Consider the following 17,000-nt stretch of genomic DNA (forward strand, 5'->3'; position numbering starts at 1 on the left):
CGATGAGAGTGGCAGAATCAGGGCCTCTCGATGATGCCCGGCCCGCGCCAACAAGGAGATTGATGCCTTTGCCCTCGGTCCTCGTTACCGGTCTGCTGATGGTGGCCGGCTACTTGAGCGGTTCGCTGCTTGGCGCGATCTGGGTCTGTCGTGCCTGGGGCTTGCGGGATCCGCGCCTTGCCGGATCCGGGAATCCGGGGTTCTCCAATGTGCTGCGAGCGTTTGGCTGGCGGCCGGCGCTGCTGACGCTGATCGTCGATGCGGTCAAGGGCATGCCGGTGCTGTGGTTGTCGGGCGCGCTGTCGTTGTCGGTCTGGGCACAGGGGCTGGTGGGACTTGGCGTGCTGATCGGGCATAGCTGCCCGGTCTGGCATCGAGGGCGCGGTGGCAAGGCGGTGGCCAGTGCTTTCGGTGTGCTGCTGATGCTGGCGACGCCGGTCGCTCTGATCTGCGCCCTGTGCTGGTTCCTGCTGGCCTGGCGCGTGCGCACCGCGGCGGTGGCCTCGCTAGCGACGGCGCTGATGGCACCGCTGTTGAGTTACTGGCTGGCGCCACCGATGACGGGCGTCATCTGCGTGTTCTCGATGCTGGTGCTGGCAAGGCACGCCTGGAACATCCGCCTGTGGCAGGAGCGGCGTCGCGAGACTCCGGAGCCGGCGCTGGCCGACGTTTTCGGCTCCGATCCTTTTGCCACCAGTCCTTTTCCCACTGGTTCTTGCGATGAAGACGACGCGCGACGCGATCGTCGAAATTTTGTCACGGGCAGTGCCGGCTCTCGAAAGGCTGAGCCAGAGAAGGCTGAGCCAGAGAAGGCTGAGCCAGGGGAGACTAGGCCGCGGGAGGAGTGAGCTCGGCCAGTGGCCAGCGCGGACGAGGTTGCAGAGTCTGGCTGCGTTGGCCAGCAGCGAGGCGTTGCGCACCGGCATAGGCGATCATCGCGCCGTTATCGGTGCAGAAGCGCCCCCGCGGATAGAAAGCCCTGGCGCCCAGCTTGGCAAGTGCGGCATCCAGTATTTCACGTAGGCGCCGGTTGGCACTGACGCCACCGGCGACCACCAGCCGTTCTCGACCACTCTCCTTGAGGGCACGCCGACATTTGATCACCAGAGTATCGACGACGGCGTCCTCGAAGGCACGGGCGACGTCGGCGCGTGCCTGGTCGTCGAGTGCATCCTGTTCGCGAAGATGGCGCAGCGCAGTCAAAGTGTGAGTCTTGAGTCCCGAAAAGCTGAAATCGAGCCCCGGCCTGTCGGTCATCGGTCGGGGAAAGCGGAAGCGTTCGCTGCGACCCCGCTCGGCCAGTGCGGCGACCTGAGGGCCGCCGGGGTAGGGCAGACCGAGCATCTTGGCGACCTTGTCGAAGGCCTCGCCGGCCGCGTCGTCGACCGACTCCCCCAGCAGCCGGTAGTCGCCGAGGCCGCGAACATCGACCAGTTGGGTATGACCGCCTGAGACCAGCAGGGCAACGAACGGAAATGCCGGCGGGTTCTCTTCCAGCATCGGTGCCAGCAGGTGCCCTTCCATGTGATGCACGCCCAGCACCGGAATATCGAGCGCGCGAGCCATGCCGTGTGCGGTGCAGGCGCCGACCATCAGCGCGCCGACCAGCCCGGGACCGGCGGTGTACGCGATGGCATCCAGATCGTGCTTGGTCAGCCCGGCGTCGCCGAGCACCTGGTCGACCAGCGGCAGCAGCTTGCGGGTGTGATCGCGAGAGGCCAGCTCCGGCACCACACCGCCAAATTCGGCGTGCAGTGCAATCTGGCTGTAAAGCGCGTCGGCCAGCAAGCCAACGTCGGTGTCGTAAAGAGCGACGCCGGTTTCGTCGCAGGAAGTTTCGATGCCCAGCACGCGCATAGTCGGATGTCCGTCGAGGTCGGGATGCGGAAGGTGCGCTAGTTTACGCTGCCGAAAAGTCATTTGCATTGGTTAGGGGGCGGGACTAGAATGCTCTGCTCTGCAGGACTGGGTCGTGCGCCTTCAACACGTTCTCGGCTGTCTATCCGGAAAGATCTGGGTCATGACGACTCGAATCTAGCTGGAAAGAACCGGACCGGGTAAATCCGAGGTTGCGACGCGAAAGGTATTCATGCCCTTCGTAGCGTGGTTTCGAGTATCTCGGGTTGCGCGTCGAAAGGGGCGTGCGTTCAAACCGAACTCAATTCCCAAGGTAGGTGAGTGCTTCATGCCCGCTGTTAAAGTACGTGATAACGAGCCGTTCGACGTCGCGCTGCGTCGCTTCAAACGCTCCTGCGAAAAAGCCGGAGTTCTTTCTGAAGTCCGCCGTCGCGAAACTTACGAAAAGCCCACTGCGGTTCGCAAGCGTAAAGCTGCTGCTGCGGTGAAGCGTCACGCCAAGAAGTTGCAGCGTGAGCGTAAGCGTTTCGAACGCTTGTATTGATCCGTACTGTGGGTGACTTCGGTCACTCCAGAGGGACGATCAAACGGCCGCCGTTCAGGTGGCCGTTTGTTTTTGTCCCGCTACCATTTGTCGAAAACGGCACCCAGGCAACATTTTCCTGACGGTTCTCTCTTCACGACAGACATTGCAGCGCTGGGCCCATTGTCACGGCCTGCCTGCAGCCGGATTCTCCAGAGCGTCCCGACGATATGGCCGGACAGATTTCTCAGCGCTTCATCGATGATTTGTTGTCTCGTACCGATATTGTCGATGTGATCTCCGAGCGCGTGCAGCTCAAGAAGAGTGGTCGCAACCATAGCGGCCTGTGCCCGTTTCATCAGGAAAATTCTCCGTCGTTTACCGTGAGCCATGACAAGCAGTTCTACCACTGCTTCGGCTGCAGCGCTCACGGCAATGCCCTGCGTTTCCTGATGGAGTTCGACAATTTGCGCTTTCCTGAAGCCGTCGAGCAGCTCGCTTCACGGGCAGGCATGCAGGTCGAGCGGGATGGCGGCGAGGATCCGGGGGCGCGTCAGCGCCAGCAGAAACGCGAGGAAGGCGTCAACCTGCTGGAGTTGGCCTCACGCTTCTTCCGAGAGAGGCTGGCGCTGGGGGGCGGGCGTCAGGCCAGGGAGTATCTCGATCGTCGCGGTCTGAGCCAGGAGGTCATTCGCGATTTCGGTGTCGGCTACGCCGAGGACGAGTGGGAGTCGCTCAAGCGATACCTGCTCGAGCAGGGAGTCAGCGAAGCAGTCCAGGTTGAATACGGGCTGCTGGTGCACCGTGAAGAAACCGGTCGCACCTATGATCGTTTTCGTGACCGGGTGATGTTCCCGATTCGCGATTGGAAAGGCCGCACCATTGCGTTTGGTGGTCGAGTGCTGGGAGATGCCAAGCCCAAGTATCTCAATTCGCCGGAAACGCCGGTCTTCCACAAGGGGCGCGAGCTCTACGGACTGTTCGAGGCGCGTCAGGCCAATCGCCAACTTTCTCGCGTGCTGGTGGTCGAGGGCTACATGGATGTCGTCGCGCTGGCACAGTTCGGGATCCGCAATGCCTGTGCCACGTTGGGCACGGCGCTGACCACGGACCACCTGCAGCGTCTGTTTCGGCTGGTGGACGAAGTGGTGTTCTGCTTTGACGGCGACAACGCTGGGCGGCAGGCGGCACGTCGCTCGCTGCAGACCGCATTGCCGTCGATGATCGATGGCCGTCAGGTACGCTTCCTGTTTCTGCCCGACGGGGAGGATCCGGATACGTTGATTCGCCAGGAGGGTCAGGAGGCATTCGAGAATCGAGTGACCTGCGCCAGCCCGCTGTCGGAATTTCTGTTCGAGCAAGCGGCCGAGGGGCATGATCTCAAGCAGGTGGAAGGGCGGGAGCGTTTCGTCACCGCGGTGCTCGAGGCTCTCAAGCGCCTTCCCGAGGGCGTACTCAAATCCCTGCTGGTCAGGGAACTGTCGGTTCGAAGCGGCATCGAACAGTCACATTTCGTCGATTGGCTGACGACGCATGCCGAATCCGTGTCACGTCAGACGATGGCGCCGGATGCCGGTGGCTACGAGGCCCTGATGGCGGTGGCAGAAGATGACGTCGGAATGGTTTCAGACGCCGGCGAGACGGTCGATAAGAGACAACATTCGGCAAGATCGCGCGCGTATCCGGCATCTCGCTCAGGAACTGCTACGCTTTCCCTGAGCATTCCGGCTCGGATATTGCATCTACTGCTGCATGAGCCGGGATTGGCCGATAGATTGCCGGAAACGCTCGACTGGTGCCCGATGGAGGCGCCAGATGGTCGTTTGTGCCGCGAAGTGGTGCAGTTATTGCGCGCTGGGCGTTACCGCAGTCCTCAGGTGTTACTGGCGCACTTTCACGGTAGCACCGACGGCGAGCGCCTCGATCAACTGGCGCGTCGTGAACTGGCCATCCCGCGCGATGTCCGACCCAGCGAGCTGGACAATTGGGTGCGCTATCTGCAGCGCGAGAGCGAGCGCTTGAGTCCGGTCGAAGAGTATCGTCACTTGCTGGAAAAAAGCCGTCAGCCGGGTGCGCTAAGTAGTGACGAGAAGCAGCGGCTGCGAGAGCTTATTGGAAGGCTGGCGACCGGCGGTTCCGGCTCCAATGCAGGGTAGAGTGAAAGGTTGAGGGTTAGAGAAGGTGTCAGACGTCGAATGGCGTCGCGAAATTTGGACTACCAAGGCAGGGAAGCGTGAAGTGGTCAATCAGTGAGGTTATCAACCGAGAGCGCGGTCGAAAAGGTTGAAATGGCGGCGATCGCCACCAAATAGGTTAACCAAGCACACTAGCACACCTGGCAGGCAAGGTAATAGAAGCTGGCAGCAAAAAGCGGGGGCGCGCTATACTAGTCGGCTTTTGGGCGGCGCGCTGTCATCCCCAGGTGCTTCATTCTTCTTCGTCGAGTAGGGTTTCTATGGCTGGAAATGCACAGCAGTCACGTTTGAAGGAGCTGATCGCACGCGGCAAAGAGCAGGGTTTCCTGACTTATGCCGAAGTGAACGATCACCTCCCCGAAGATATCGCTGATCCCGATCAGGTGGAAGACATTATCTCCATGATCAATGACATGGGGATCAATGTCGTCGAGGAGGCACCTGACGAAGACACGCTGATGATGTCCGACGATTCAGCTGATGAATCGGCGGCGGAAGAGGCTGTTGCGGCGCTTGCAGCGGTCGAGAGCGATGTCGGGCGCACGACCGATCCGGTGCGCATGTACATGCGTGAAATGGGTACGGTCGAGCTGCTGACTCGCGAAGGCGAAATCAAGATCGCGAAGCGTATCGAAGAAGGCCTGCGAGAAGTCATGTCTTCTCTGTCCTACCTCCCCGGAGCCGTGGATTCCATCCTCAAGGTCTATGATCAGACCCAGGACGAGGAGGCTCCCGGACGCCTGTCGGATTTGTTCTCGGGTTTCATCGATCCTGATGAAGGGATCCCCGGTGTTGCCGAAGTCGAGATGCCGGAAGAGGTCGAAACCACCGCCAGTGGCGAAGACGACGAAGACGACGAAGACAGCGAAGAAGAAGACGACACCGCCAGCGAAGGCGGTCCCGATCCTGAAGAAGCTCGGGTTCGTTTTGAACAGATTCGCGAACAGAACGAATCTGCCAAGGCGGCCATCGACAAGCACGGACGTGGCTCGAAAGAAGCCAATGCCGCACAGGGTCGTTTAGCTGAACTGTTTTCTCCGATCAAGCTGTCGCCCAAGCACTTCGAGCGTCTGGTCGGTCAGGTCCGGATCAGTGTCGATCAGGTTCGAAGCCAGGAAAAGTCGATCATGCAGGTGTTCGTCAAGCAGGGGAAAGTGCCCCGCAAGACGTTCATCAGTTCGTTTTTGGGTAGCGAAGCCACCAATACGTGGTTCGATGACTTCCTCGCCAAGAACGGCAAGTATGCCGATCGTCTCGAGCCGTTCCGCGGCGACATTCAGCGCGCGCAGCGTAAGATCAGCTTCGAAGAAGAGATGGTCCAGCTTTGCGTGGGGCAGTTGAAAGAGGTCAATCGGCGCCTCTCCATCGGCGAGGCCAAGGCGCGTCGCGCCAAGAAAGAGATGGTAGAGGCCAACCTGCGCCTGGTCATCTCGATCGCCAAGAAGTACACCAACCGCGGTCTGCAGTTCCTGGACCTGATTCAGGAAGGTAACATTGGCTTGATGAAAGCGGTGGACAAGTTCGAATATCGCCGTGGCTACAAGTTCTCGACCTATGCCACCTGGTGGATTCGCCAGGCGATTACGCGTTCGATTGCGGATCAGGCGCGCACCATCCGTATTCCGGTGCACATGATCGAGACGATCAACAAGCTCAACCGCGTATCGCGGCAGATGCTGCAGGAGATGGGTCGCGAGCCGACGCCGGAAGAGCTGGGCGAACGTCTCGAGATGCCGGAAGACAAGGTGCGTAAGGTTCTCAAGATCGCCAAGGAACCGATCTCCATGGAGACGCCCATCGGCGACGACGAGGACTCGCACCTGGGTGACTTCATCGAAGACAGCACCATGGTGCTGCCGATCGACTCCGCTACCGGAGAAGGCCTGATCGAAGCCACTCGCAACGTCCTCGGCGGTCTGACCGCGCGTGAAGCCAAGGTGCTGCGCATGCGCTTCGGGATCGACATGAATACCGACCACACGCTGGAAGAGGTCGGTAAGCAGTTCGACGTCACCCGCGAGCGTATTCGTCAGATCGAGGCCAAGGCGTTGCGCAAGTTGCGTCACCCATCGCGTTCTGAGCCGCTGCGTTCGTTCCTCGACGAGTAAGCGTGAAGCCTTATCACGGGCACGAGCGACGAGCCCCGCCAACCGATAGGTTGGCGGGGCTTTTGTCATTATGAGGCGGACGGTAGCGACGGGAACGTGAATATCCTGGGTACTGCGACTGATTCGAAATCGGTGGGAACCTTACTGCCGAGTACTTCTCGAACTCATCTGCGTAATGACGAGGGGGCTTAACGCTCGCCCCCTCGCCGCTCCCCCTCTCGTTGACGCCACAGACCGGCGAAACCCTGAGCACTGAATCGATCAACTCGGGTCGGCGCAAAAGGGCATCCTGCCCAGCGCGCCTCTTGCGACATCCATGTCGCAAGCCCCGGTTGAACGATTCATCGCTCAGCGCCGGCCTGAATAGGCGTCGCTGGGTGGCGGGATCGAAATGAGTCGCTTACTCAGGATTCGTCGTCCCCCGACAGTCTCGCCGCGCGACTCGCCTGCAGCGTGCGGGTCATCAGCGCGCGCAGGGCTGCAGGGCGCACCGGCTTGAGCAGAATCTGATAACCGCCGCGCTTGATTTCCTCGGCGACCTCTTCGGTACGGTCGGCAGTGATCACGATGCCCGGCACCGCTTGTTCAAAGAGCTCTTCCAGCGCTTCAAGCGCCATCATTCCGGTGACTTCGTTGTCGAGATGATAGTCCGCCAGGATAGCGTCCGGATCGCCACCCATATTTCGGATCGCCGATTTGGCGCCGCCGATCGAGGTGGCGGTATAGACTTCGCAATCCCAGCCTTCCAGCATCGCTTTCATCCCTTCGAGAATCAGGCGCTCGTTGTCGATGCATAGGATACGCGTGCCCCCCAGCTTGTTGCTGACCCGTTTGCTGGAGGCCGTCTCCTCCGGTTTGGCGGCGCCGCGCCTGCCGGGCACCAGCGGCACGGAAACCGAGAACACCGTGCCTGCACCAACCTGAGAACGGACGCGGATTGGATGATCCAGTACCCGACTCATGCGCTCGGCGATCGACAGCCCCAGCCCCAGGCCGCGTTCGCTCTCCTTGTGTCGCGAAGCCTGATCGAGTCGTCGAAACTCCTGGAATATCTCGCTCAACTTGGATTCCGGAATCCCCGGACCGGTATCCCACACTTCGATCAACATGCATCCGGCATGACGCCGACAACCGAGCAGGACACGACCCTGTTGGGTGTAGCGCAGCGCATTGGAAAGAAAGTTCTGCACGATCCGGCGTAGCATCTGGGCATCGCTGTCGACCCACAGGCTGGTAGTGACCACTTCCAGGTCGAGACCGCGATCATCCGCCATGACCTCGAATTCCGCGCGCAGCGGACGCAGGATATCCGCCAGCGGGAACTGGCTGCGGCGAGGTGTCAGCGCGCCGGCATCGAGCTTGGAGATATCGAGCAGCGTACCCAGCAGTTCCTCGGCGGCCTGCAGGGAATTGTCGATATGGCCGATGGTACGGCTGTGGTCGACATCCTCGATCTGCTGGCCGAGCGCCGAGGTGAAAAGCCGCGCTGCGTTCAGCGGTTGCAGCAGATCGTGGCTGGCCGCTGCCAGGAAGCGGGTCTTCGAGGCGTTGGCATCCTCGGCGGTCTGCTTGGCCTGTCGCAGGGCCAATTCGGCCTCGGCACGCACGCGGTTCTCCTGGCGCAGGGCCGCGTTGGCTTCGGAGAGTGCCTGGGTGCGCTCTCGTACGCGCTCCTCGAGATTTTCGTTGGTCTCGCGCAGCGCGATTTCGGCCAGGCGCCGCTCGGTGATGTCCTGATAGAGCGCGAAGAAACCGAGAATGCGCCCGCCTTCGCCGAAATGCGGGGTATAGGTCACCAGCATGTAGCGTATGCCGCCATCACCGTCGTCCAGCGAGATCTCGAAGGTAACCCGTTCGCCTGTCAGCGCGCGCTGCATCCAGGGCATGCGCTGACGTGCGGTCTGCGGCGGCAGCACGTTTTCCGCGCGCTCACCGATCACCGCATTGCGATCGATCCCCATCGTCGCCTCGTAGGCGCGGTTGGTGAAAAGGTAACGGCACTCCTTGTCGAAGTAGGCGATCAGCGCCGGCACGTTATCGGTGTAAATGCGAATGTTGCTCTCGGAGCGGATCAGCGCTTCTTCGGTGCGCTTCTGCTGGGTGATGTCCTGGTAGGTGTAGACGAATCCGCCGCCCGGCATCGGATTACCCAGCACCTCGAGCACGCTGCCGTCGGGTCGATAGCGTTCATAGCGATGGGGCTTGCCGCTGCGGATATTGTCGATCAGCTGTTCGACGTGCTCTTCCGGATCGCCGGGCCCGTATTCACCATTGTGGGCGTTGTAGCGGAAGACTTTTTCCATCGGCGTGCCGACACGAATCAGATTGTCCGGAAAGCGGAAAATCTCCAGATAGCGCTGATTCCAGACCACCAGGTTGAGGTTCTGGTCGACCACACCGATGCCCTGATTGATGTTCTCGATAGTGGCCTGCAGCAGGGCGCGGTTGAACTCCAGCACCTGCGATGCTTCGTCGACGATCGAGATGACGTCCGAGATACCGATGCCGCGCCCCTGCAGCGCAGAGTTGACCACGATGCGTGACGATGAAGCGCCGAGCACCGAGGCCAGCAAGCGTTCGGTGAACTGGATGACGTCGATCGATGCCCGGGTGTTGTTCTCCATCGGTTTGGCGGTACGCCCGGCGTAGTCCTCGAAGGCGCGCTCGACCTGCGACTTGCCCAGAAAGCGCTCGCACAGCACCTTGAGATCGCCGACGGTGGTGGCGCCGGTCCAGGGACGATTGACCGTGGTCTGGCGAGTCTCGATGCTGTCGACGAACAGCGAAGCCTGAATACGATCGACCACGCGTTGCGGGGTCAGCTGCGAGATGAAGATATAGAAAAACAGGTTCAAGCCCAGCGACAGCATGACGCCGTGGGCGAAACTGTCGGTGACGTTGAGGCCAAAGAGGTGTAGCGGCGATAGCCACGTCACCCCCAGAGGGCCACCAACCAGCCACGCTTCCGGTAGCAGATTGGCCTGGATCAATGCCGGCATCAGCAGGGTATAGGCCCAGATCACGAAGCCGACGTTGAGGCCGGTGACGACGCCGAGACGATTGCCCCGTTTCCAGTAAAGCCCCCCGAGCACCGCCGGAGCGAATTGCGCCGCAGCGGAGAGCGATAGCAGGCCGGTCGCGGCGAGTGAGCTGTATTCGGCCACCAGCTGATAGAACAGGTAGGCGAGGGCGAGAATAACGACGATGGTGATTCGTCTGGCTCGCAGCACCATTCGGCCGTAGTCCCGTGGCTGCTGCTCGAACCAGCGCAGCCGGAACAGTGCTGGCAGCACGATCTCGTTGGAGATCATGATGGCATTGGAGACGACGGCCATGATCACCATGCCGGTGGCCGCCGACAGGCCGCCGACGAAGGTCATCATCGCAAGCCAAGGTTGATTGGCGACGATAGGCAGGGCGAGAACGTAGCTATCCGGCGAGAGGTCGCCGCCGGGGAACAGCGTAAGCCCCGCTGCGGCCAACGGTAGAACGAAGAAGCCGATCGCCACCAGGTAGATTGGAAATAGCCAGCGCGCCCGTTTGGCGTCATCGGCATGGGTGTTTTCTACCACCGTGATATGGAACTGGCGCGGTAGGCAGAAGACCGCCAGCATCGCGAGTAGTGTCTGGGTCCAGAAGCCGGTATCGAAGTTCTGTTCGGTCAGCTGCTGCTGCAACTTCAGATAAGTATCGGCACGCGTCAGAAGTTCGCCCAGGCCATCGAACATGCCCCAGGTGACGTAGGCGCCTAGCACCAGAAATACCAGCAACTTGACCACCGATTCGAAGGCGATCGCCTGAATCAACCCCTCGTGGTGTTCGGTGGCGTTGGTATCTCGGGTACCGAAGAGGATCGCAAAGGCCGCCATGAAAATGGCGATGTAGAAAGCGGTGTCGTCGACGATCGGGGCCTTGATCGCTTCTCCATCGCTGGTCATCACCTGGAATGCGGTGGAAACCGCTTTCAGCTGCAGGGCAATGTAGGGCAGTGTTCCGATCAGCGCGATCAGGCTGGCAAACGCGGCCAGTGACTGCGACTTGCCGTAGCGAGAGGCGATGAAGTCGGCAATCGAGGTGACGTTCTGGCGTTTGGCGACGCGGATCATCTTGGTGATCACTGGCCAGAACAGCAGAAACGTCAGTACCGGGCCAAAGAAGATGCTGGCGAATGACCAGCCCGATGTCGCCGCTTGGCCGACGCTGCCGTAGAAGGTCCAGGACGTGCAGTAAACCGCCAGCGCCAGACTGTAGACGATGGGCCGACGATTCGCCGGGCCGTGACGCCTGGCGTGGCGGTCTCCCCGCCAGGCAACCGCGAACAGCGTGGCGACGTAGAGCAATGCCACGACGATCAACAACCCGCCTTGAAACATGAATTCTCTCCCTTGAACTGCGGCCATTCTAGGGCAATGCCGACCATGAGGGCAGCCGCGATCCCGGGCTTTGTGACAATGGTGACGCGTGCCGCGTCAGCCCTCGGAACATACCGTCTCGAGTTGTGGGTCGTCGCTTGCGAGATGACGCAAGCGGTCGACGTCGGGCTGGCGACTGTCGCCGACGAGCGGGACGCTTTCCCGGGCGCTGCAATTCATCAGGTAAGCCTGGTGTGTCAGCACGTCGCGATACTGCATCTCGAAACGATAGAGAATGAACTCGACGAGTCGCTCGCCGTCGGCTCGCGATTTCACCAGGTTGTCCCGATCCACGACGCTGAACGCCGTGGTCAGTGGGTAGAGGTAAGTCCATGGGCGCCACAGCATCCGGCTTTCATCGGTCGATACCACTTGTGCTGATTCGGGCAGCTGCTGGCGCTTGTTCCCATACCAGTCGTATTCGTAGTTGATCTGGTAGGCCAATAGCCCCAGGCCTGCGCAGACCGGAATGATCCAGCGTGGGAGGCGCTTGCCGCTGAGCATGCGCAGCAACAGCGCTACGCCGGCGGCCCCCAGGCTAGCGGAGGCTGCCGCGACCAAATGCCATATCATAGTGAGTCCTTGCTCAAAGAATCGGGCTTCCCGCTGGGAAGCCCGATTCGATTGGAACCAGTTAGCCTGGCTCGTCAGGGAGGCATTGTCGCTTAGTGATCGATCGCGGTGCCAGCCCCCTTCGGATAGCGTACGCTCTCCACCAGATCCTGGATCTCCTGCGGCGGCTCCTCGGTGACGCTGGAAACCATATAGGCCACAGCGAAGTTGAGGATGGCGCCCACGGCGCCGATGGATAGCGGCGAAATGCCCAGCACCCAGTTGGCATCGGTATCCGGCAGATTGTTGGTCCCCGGAATGAAGAACCAGCCTTTGTATACGAAGATGTACACCAAGGTGAAGATCAGACCCGACACCATGCCGGCGATCGCTCCCTTATCGTTGATACGCTTGGAGAAGATCCCCATCATCAGCGCTGGAAACAGCGAGGCGGCGGCGATACCGAAGGCTAGCGCCACGACCTGAGCGGCGAATCCGGGCGGATTGACGCCGAGGTAGGTCGCGACGACGATGGCCACGGACATCGAGATGCGCGCTGCCCGCAGTTCACCTTTCTCGGTGATCTTGGGGTTGATCGCTCCCTTGATCAGGTCATGACTGATCGCCGAGGAAATCGCCAGTAACAGGCCTGCCGCAGTGGACAGCGCTGCCGCCAGGCCGCCCGCTGCAATCAGGCCGACCACCCAGCCGGGTAAGTTCGCGATTTCGGGGTTGGCCAACACCAGGATATCGTTGCTGACCTCCAGCTCGTTGCCTTGCCAACCGCGGTCGGAGAAGTCGGCGGCGTTGTTGTAGAGTTGAATTTTGCCGTCGTTATTCTTGTCCTCGAAGGTGATCAGCCCGGTTTCCTCCCAGGTACGAATCCAGTCGGGACGGTCTGCATAAGCAATAGGATTGGCAGCGGCGTCCTCGTAGTTCTCGACCTGAGCGGCCATGTCCGGATAGATGGTGGTCACCAGGTTGAGGCGGGCCATCGAGGCCACGGCCGGCGCCGTCAGGTAGAGCAGGCCAATGAATACCAGCGCCCAGCCGGCGGACCAGCGTGCGTCGGCAACCTTGGGAACGGTGAAAAAGCGCATGATGACGTGCGGCAACCCCGCGGTACCGATCATCAGCGAGAGCGTGAACAGCACCATGTTCAACTTGTTGTCGACCATCGCCGTGTATTCATTGAAGCCCAGCGCGGTAACGACCTCGTTGAGCTTGGACAGCAGAGGCTCGCCGGAGGCGCTGTGATCGGAAAATAGCCCGAGTGGCGGTATCGGGTTGTCGGTCAGTTCCAGCGAAATGAACACCGCCGGGATGGTGTAGGCGACGATCAGCACGATGTATTGAGCCACCTGGGTATAGGTAATGCCCTTCATGCCTCCCAGAACCGAATAGAAGAACACCACCACTGCGGCGATGATCAGACCGGTGGTCGCGTCGACTTCCAGAAAGCGCGAGAAGGCCACGCCGGCACCGGCCATCTGTCCGATGACGTAGGTGAGCGAGGCCACGATCAGGCAGACCACCGCTACCATGCGCGCCGATTTGCTGTAGAAGCGGTCGCCGATGAACTCGGGGACGGTAAACTTGCCGAACTTGCGCAGGTACGGTGCCAGCAGCAGTGCCAGCAGGACATAGCCACCGGTCCAGCCCATCAGAAAGGTGGAAGCACCATAGCCTGCCGAGGCGATGATGCCCGCCATGGAAATGAACGAGGCGGCGGACATCCAGTCGGCGCCGATCGCCATGCCGTTGGTGATCGGGTGCACCCCGCCGCCTGCAACGTAGAAGTCCTTGGTCGTACCGGCCTTGGCCCAGATCGCTATGCCAATGTAGATGGCGAAAGAGCCCCCTACAAAGAGAAAGTTGATCGCAAATTGACTCATGCAGGCTTACTCCCCAAGACCGAATTTTTTGTCCAGTCGGTTCATCTTCCAGGCATAGAAGAAGATCAGGCCGATGAAGATCAGAATGGATCCCTGTTGAGCGAACCAGAAACCCAGGTCGGTACCGCCGACGGATATACCGGCGAGCAGGGGGCGCAACAGGATGGCGCAGCCATAGGACACCAGCGCCCAGACGATCAGGCAGCCGGTTATCAGGCGAAGATTCGCCTTCCAATAGGCAGCAGCGTTGGAGTTGTCATCTGCCATATTATCGTTCTCCGCGTCATTCGAGGTGGGAAGTGGCTCTTAGGTTATGCGTACCCGGTAGGGCAACCGCTCCTCTACAGCTGTATTAATCATGAACGGTTCATGTGCGTGCGAATGACGCGCGGGAATGGTTCGACCGATTAGTGCTTTTCGATCACTCATGGCATAGCGACTAAAGTCGTCCTTCCTTCGCGCATGACTCGTTGACGAGAGGCATTTACCGACATGCGATTGCTCTGTGTAACTCAATAGCAATATTGGACAACGAAAACAAGAAGTTAAAGACCCTACCTTAGTATCGCTAGAAAAAAATTCGCTATTATTTGTTTATATACAATTAGTTGGTCGTGAGTTGGAGGAAGTGTTTGCGAATGCACCTCAGCTTTTACAAGACGATAGTCTCGGTGGAAATAGAAGAGGGTGATGAGCTCAGTCTGGAGTTATAGGCCGATGGTCTAATTTTCGTCGTCAAGTGGCGATTGGTTGGGCTAATCCCCAAATGGTAATTATCATTAAACGGTATCGGCGTGGCATACAAGACATAATGTGAGGGTTACGGGAAATGAGTCTGCAAAGCATCATCGATATTTAACTTTCGCCTGGACTTCGACTCGATGGAGCCTTTTCAAGGGTAAGCTCACGTGACTGAAACGATACGGTATTTAGAGCAGACCGTCGCCGCCATGGTCGGGGCCGCATGATGGTCGACATCGACCTTTCTCAGCCACCTTTTACGCTGCTCGACGATAGCGGGCGAAAGCGCGTGCTTCGTGGCGTCGACCTGATCTATTTCGATAGCGGCGAGGTCATTCTCGAAGCCGGCCAGTCAGGCGAGTGCGTGTACATCATCCACAAGGGCGAAGTCGCGGAGCTCGACCCTCATGCGCCGGATAGACAGTCGCGCATTGCCCATTACACTGCCGGCGACCTGTTCGGGGCTATCAGTATCCTCAACGGCACCAGTCGCTATCGCTTCCAGGCAGAACAGGAAAGCCTCTGCTACGTGATGCCGAAAGCACTTTTCGAGCGCCTATGCGGCGATTACCCGACTTTTGCCGAATTTTTCCGTCGCGGGCTGGCGCAAAAGACCCGATTGTTAGCCGAGCGTCGCGTCGAAAGCGGTGTGAATATGGCGGGCTTCATGCTCGCAAGAATCAGCGATTGCATGCGGGCGCCGCTGATCGTCGATGCGACCACCAGTATCGCCGCGGCGGTCGCCCAGCTCAACGAGAACCATGCTGATAGCCTGCTGGTCGGCAAGGCCGGTCGCTTCGGTGTAGTCACCAAGACCGATTTGCTCAATGCGTTGGTGATGGAAGGCGCGACGCAGGAGCGTCCGGTCTTCGCCATCGCCCACTTCGAACTGGTTTCTGCCGGCCCCGATCAGTATCTGTTCGAAGCGCTGGTACAAATGACCCGTCATGAGGTGGCCAGAGTGGTGGTGGTCGAACGGGGTCGGCCGGTAGGCGTGGTCGAGCTGACCGATGTGCTCAGCTATTTCTCGAGCCGCTCCTACATGGTCAGTCTCGAGCTTGAGAAGGCTGACGATCTCGAGGCTCTGGCTCGCGCCAGCGCGCGGCTACCGGGGATGGTTCAGACGCTGATGTCCCAAGGGATCAAGCTTCGCTTCGTCATGGACCTGCTGGCAGCGCTCAACGGACGCATCGTCAACAAGGCCTTCCAGTTTCTCATCGAGCCTCGCTATCGCACTCAGAGCTGTCTATTGGTAATGGGCAGTGAAGGGCGTGGCGAGCAGATTCTCAAGACCGATCAGGACAACGCGCTGATCGTGGCCGATGACGCCGATTGGGCGGAGTGCGCCGTCGCCATGCAGCGATTGACCGAAACGCTCTACACGCTGGGTTATCCGCCATGCCCGGGTAATATCATGGTCTCCAACCCGGCCTGGGTGAACAGCGAGTCAGGCTGGCGGCGGACGATCTCGCACTGGGCCGAGCGGCGTGACGGCGCTTCGCTGATGAATCTGGCCATCATGCTCGATGCGTCCGGTGTGGCCGGCGATACCCGTTTGCTGGAGCGCCTGCGCGAGCATCTGCTGGCGAGCTGCTCGCACGATGAATTGCTGCTTTCCTACTTTGCTCGGGCCGCGCTGCATTTCAATGCGCCGCTGACTCTTTTCGGCACGCTCAAGAGACCCAGGCACGGCATCGACATCAAGAAGGGTGGCATCTTTCCGATCGTCCACGGGGTGCGTACCTTGGCGCTGGAATGCCGCGTCACGGCGACATCGACCCTGGCCCGGCTGGAGGTACTTGCCGGACAAGGGCGGCTGGAAGCGGACTTTGCCGCGGATCTCGGCGAGGCGCTGACGCTGTTCACCGAACTGCGCCTCAGGCAACAGCTGGCGCAACTCGGCGGACGGGAGAACAGCGACGAACCCAATCTGGTCATGGTTCAGAATCTGTCATCGCTGGAGCGCGACCTGCTGCGCGAAGCGCTGCATATCGTCAAGGATTTCCAGCAACGCCTGACGCACCGTTTCCATCTCGAATACTGACGAGGGCTACGATGATACGTTCATTACGCCGCGCGGCCGATCGCCGCCGCCAGGCCGATGGCCGCTATGGCGGGCTGTTCAGGTCCTACGCCGGTGACGAAATGGTGGCCATCGACTGCGAGACCACCGGTCTCGACACCAGGACCGCCGAACTGGTCTCGATCGCCGCAGTCCGCATCAAGGGCGAGCGGGTGCTGACCAGCGGCTCGCTGGACCTGCGCCTTCAGCCGCCGGCCAGCCTGCGCGGTGATTCCATCAAGATCCATCGTATGCGCGGCATCGATCTGAGCGATGGCGAAACGCTGGACGAAGCGCTGGAAAAGTTCCTCGACTTCATCGGCAACCGCCCGCTGCTCGGCTGGTGCATCGAATACGACCTGGCGGTGATCGACCGCCATCTGCGGCCGCTGTTCGGTTTCGGCCTGCCCAACCTATGTCTCGATATGGCCCAGGTCTATCTGCGCGAGATGCACCGGACGCGGCCGCAACTGGAGCCGACGGTGAACTTCGAAGCAGTGGCTGAGGCGCTCAAGGTGCCGGTGATCGGTCGCCACACCGCGCTTGGCGATGCAGTGACCACGGCCCTGATGTACATCCGTCTGAAGAAGGGGGCGCTGGTGCCGAGTTAGGAGCCTGTCGTCGGGCTCGGCATCGCAAGTCACCGGGTGCAGTG

At 60.3% G+C, this 17,000-nt stretch carries 10 protein-coding genes and 1 pseudogene; 6 read left to right on the forward strand and 5 right to left on the reverse strand.

Annotated elements, in window-relative coordinates; all coding sequences use genetic code 11:
* Positions 1-62 precede the first annotated feature (62 nt).
* Positions 63-650, forward strand: a pseudogene (gene plsY, locus DOM27_RS06570) (glycerol-3-phosphate 1-O-acyltransferase PlsY); the annotation flags it as partial.
* Between the two features lie 178 nt (positions 651-828).
* Here plsY and tsaD read toward each other — a convergent pair.
* A complete protein-coding gene (gene tsaD / locus DOM27_RS06575; protein WP_110655270.1) occupies positions 829-1,857 on the reverse strand; it encodes a tRNA (adenosine(37)-N6)-threonylcarbamoyltransferase complex transferase subunit TsaD in 1,029 nt (342 codons plus the stop codon).
* A 328-nt stretch (positions 1,858-2,185) separates the two neighbouring features.
* Between tsaD and rpsU the strand changes: the two genes are divergently transcribed.
* The 3 genes from rpsU to rpoD all read left to right on the forward strand — a co-directional run bounded on the left by rpsU (position 2,186) and on the right by rpoD (position 6,683).
* A complete protein-coding gene (rpsU, locus tag DOM27_RS06580; RefSeq protein WP_075560838.1) occupies positions 2,186-2,401 on the forward strand; it encodes a 30S ribosomal protein S21 in 216 nt (71 codons plus the stop codon).
* Between the two features lie 209 nt (positions 2,402-2,610).
* Positions 2,611-4,536, forward strand: coding sequence for a DNA primase (gene dnaG / locus DOM27_RS06585; protein ID WP_110655271.1), 1,926 nt, complete (start codon positions 2,611-2,613; stop codon positions 4,534-4,536).
* Positions 4,537-4,802: 266 nt separating this feature from the next.
* On the forward strand, positions 4,803-6,683 hold the full coding sequence (rpoD, locus tag DOM27_RS06590) for an RNA polymerase sigma factor RpoD (protein ID WP_280952124.1): 1,881 nt from the start codon (positions 4,803-4,805) through the stop codon (positions 6,681-6,683).
* A gap of 404 nt (positions 6,684-7,087) precedes the next feature.
* Here rpoD and DOM27_RS06595 read toward each other — a convergent pair whose 3' ends face one another.
* The 4 genes from DOM27_RS06595 to DOM27_RS06610 all read right to left on the reverse strand — a co-directional run bounded on the left by DOM27_RS06595 (position 7,088) and on the right by DOM27_RS06610 (position 13,809).
* Positions 7,088-11,056, reverse strand: a complete 3,969-nt coding sequence (locus DOM27_RS06595) for a hybrid sensor histidine kinase/response regulator (protein ID WP_110655273.1) — start codon at positions 11,054-11,056, stop codon at positions 7,088-7,090.
* Positions 11,057-11,152: 96 nt separating this feature from the next.
* Entirely contained in the window at positions 11,153-11,668 is a 516-nt protein-coding gene (locus tag DOM27_RS06600) for a hypothetical protein (protein ID WP_110655274.1), read from the reverse strand.
* Positions 11,669-11,760: 92 nt separating this feature from the next.
* Positions 11,761-13,542 (reverse strand): sodium:solute symporter family protein, encoded by a 1,782-nt coding sequence (locus tag DOM27_RS06605; protein ID WP_110655275.1) that lies wholly within the window; start codon positions 13,540-13,542, stop codon positions 11,761-11,763.
* 6 nt (positions 13,543-13,548) lie between these two features.
* Positions 13,549-13,809, reverse strand: a complete 261-nt coding sequence (locus DOM27_RS06610; RefSeq protein ID WP_110655276.1) for a DUF4212 domain-containing protein — start codon at positions 13,807-13,809, stop codon at positions 13,549-13,551.
* A gap of 700 nt (positions 13,810-14,509) precedes the next feature.
* On the opposite strand from DOM27_RS06610, the gene DOM27_RS06615 reads away from it, so the two are divergent.
* Positions 14,510-16,327, forward strand: coding sequence for a DUF294 nucleotidyltransferase-like domain-containing protein (locus DOM27_RS06615; RefSeq protein WP_110656366.1), 1,818 nt, complete (start codon positions 14,510-14,512; stop codon positions 16,325-16,327).
* Positions 16,328-16,338: 11 nt separating this feature from the next.
* Positions 16,339-16,956 carry a 3'-5' exonuclease gene (locus DOM27_RS06620; RefSeq protein ID WP_110655277.1) on the forward strand — a complete coding sequence of 206 codons (618 nt, stop codon included), beginning with the start codon at positions 16,339-16,341 and terminating at the stop codon, positions 16,954-16,956.
* The last annotated feature ends 44 nt before the right edge of the window (positions 16,957-17,000 follow it).

The organism is Salinicola halimionae (assembly GCF_003206065.1).
GTDB lineage: Bacteria > Pseudomonadota > Gammaproteobacteria > Pseudomonadales > Halomonadaceae > Salinicola > Salinicola halimionae.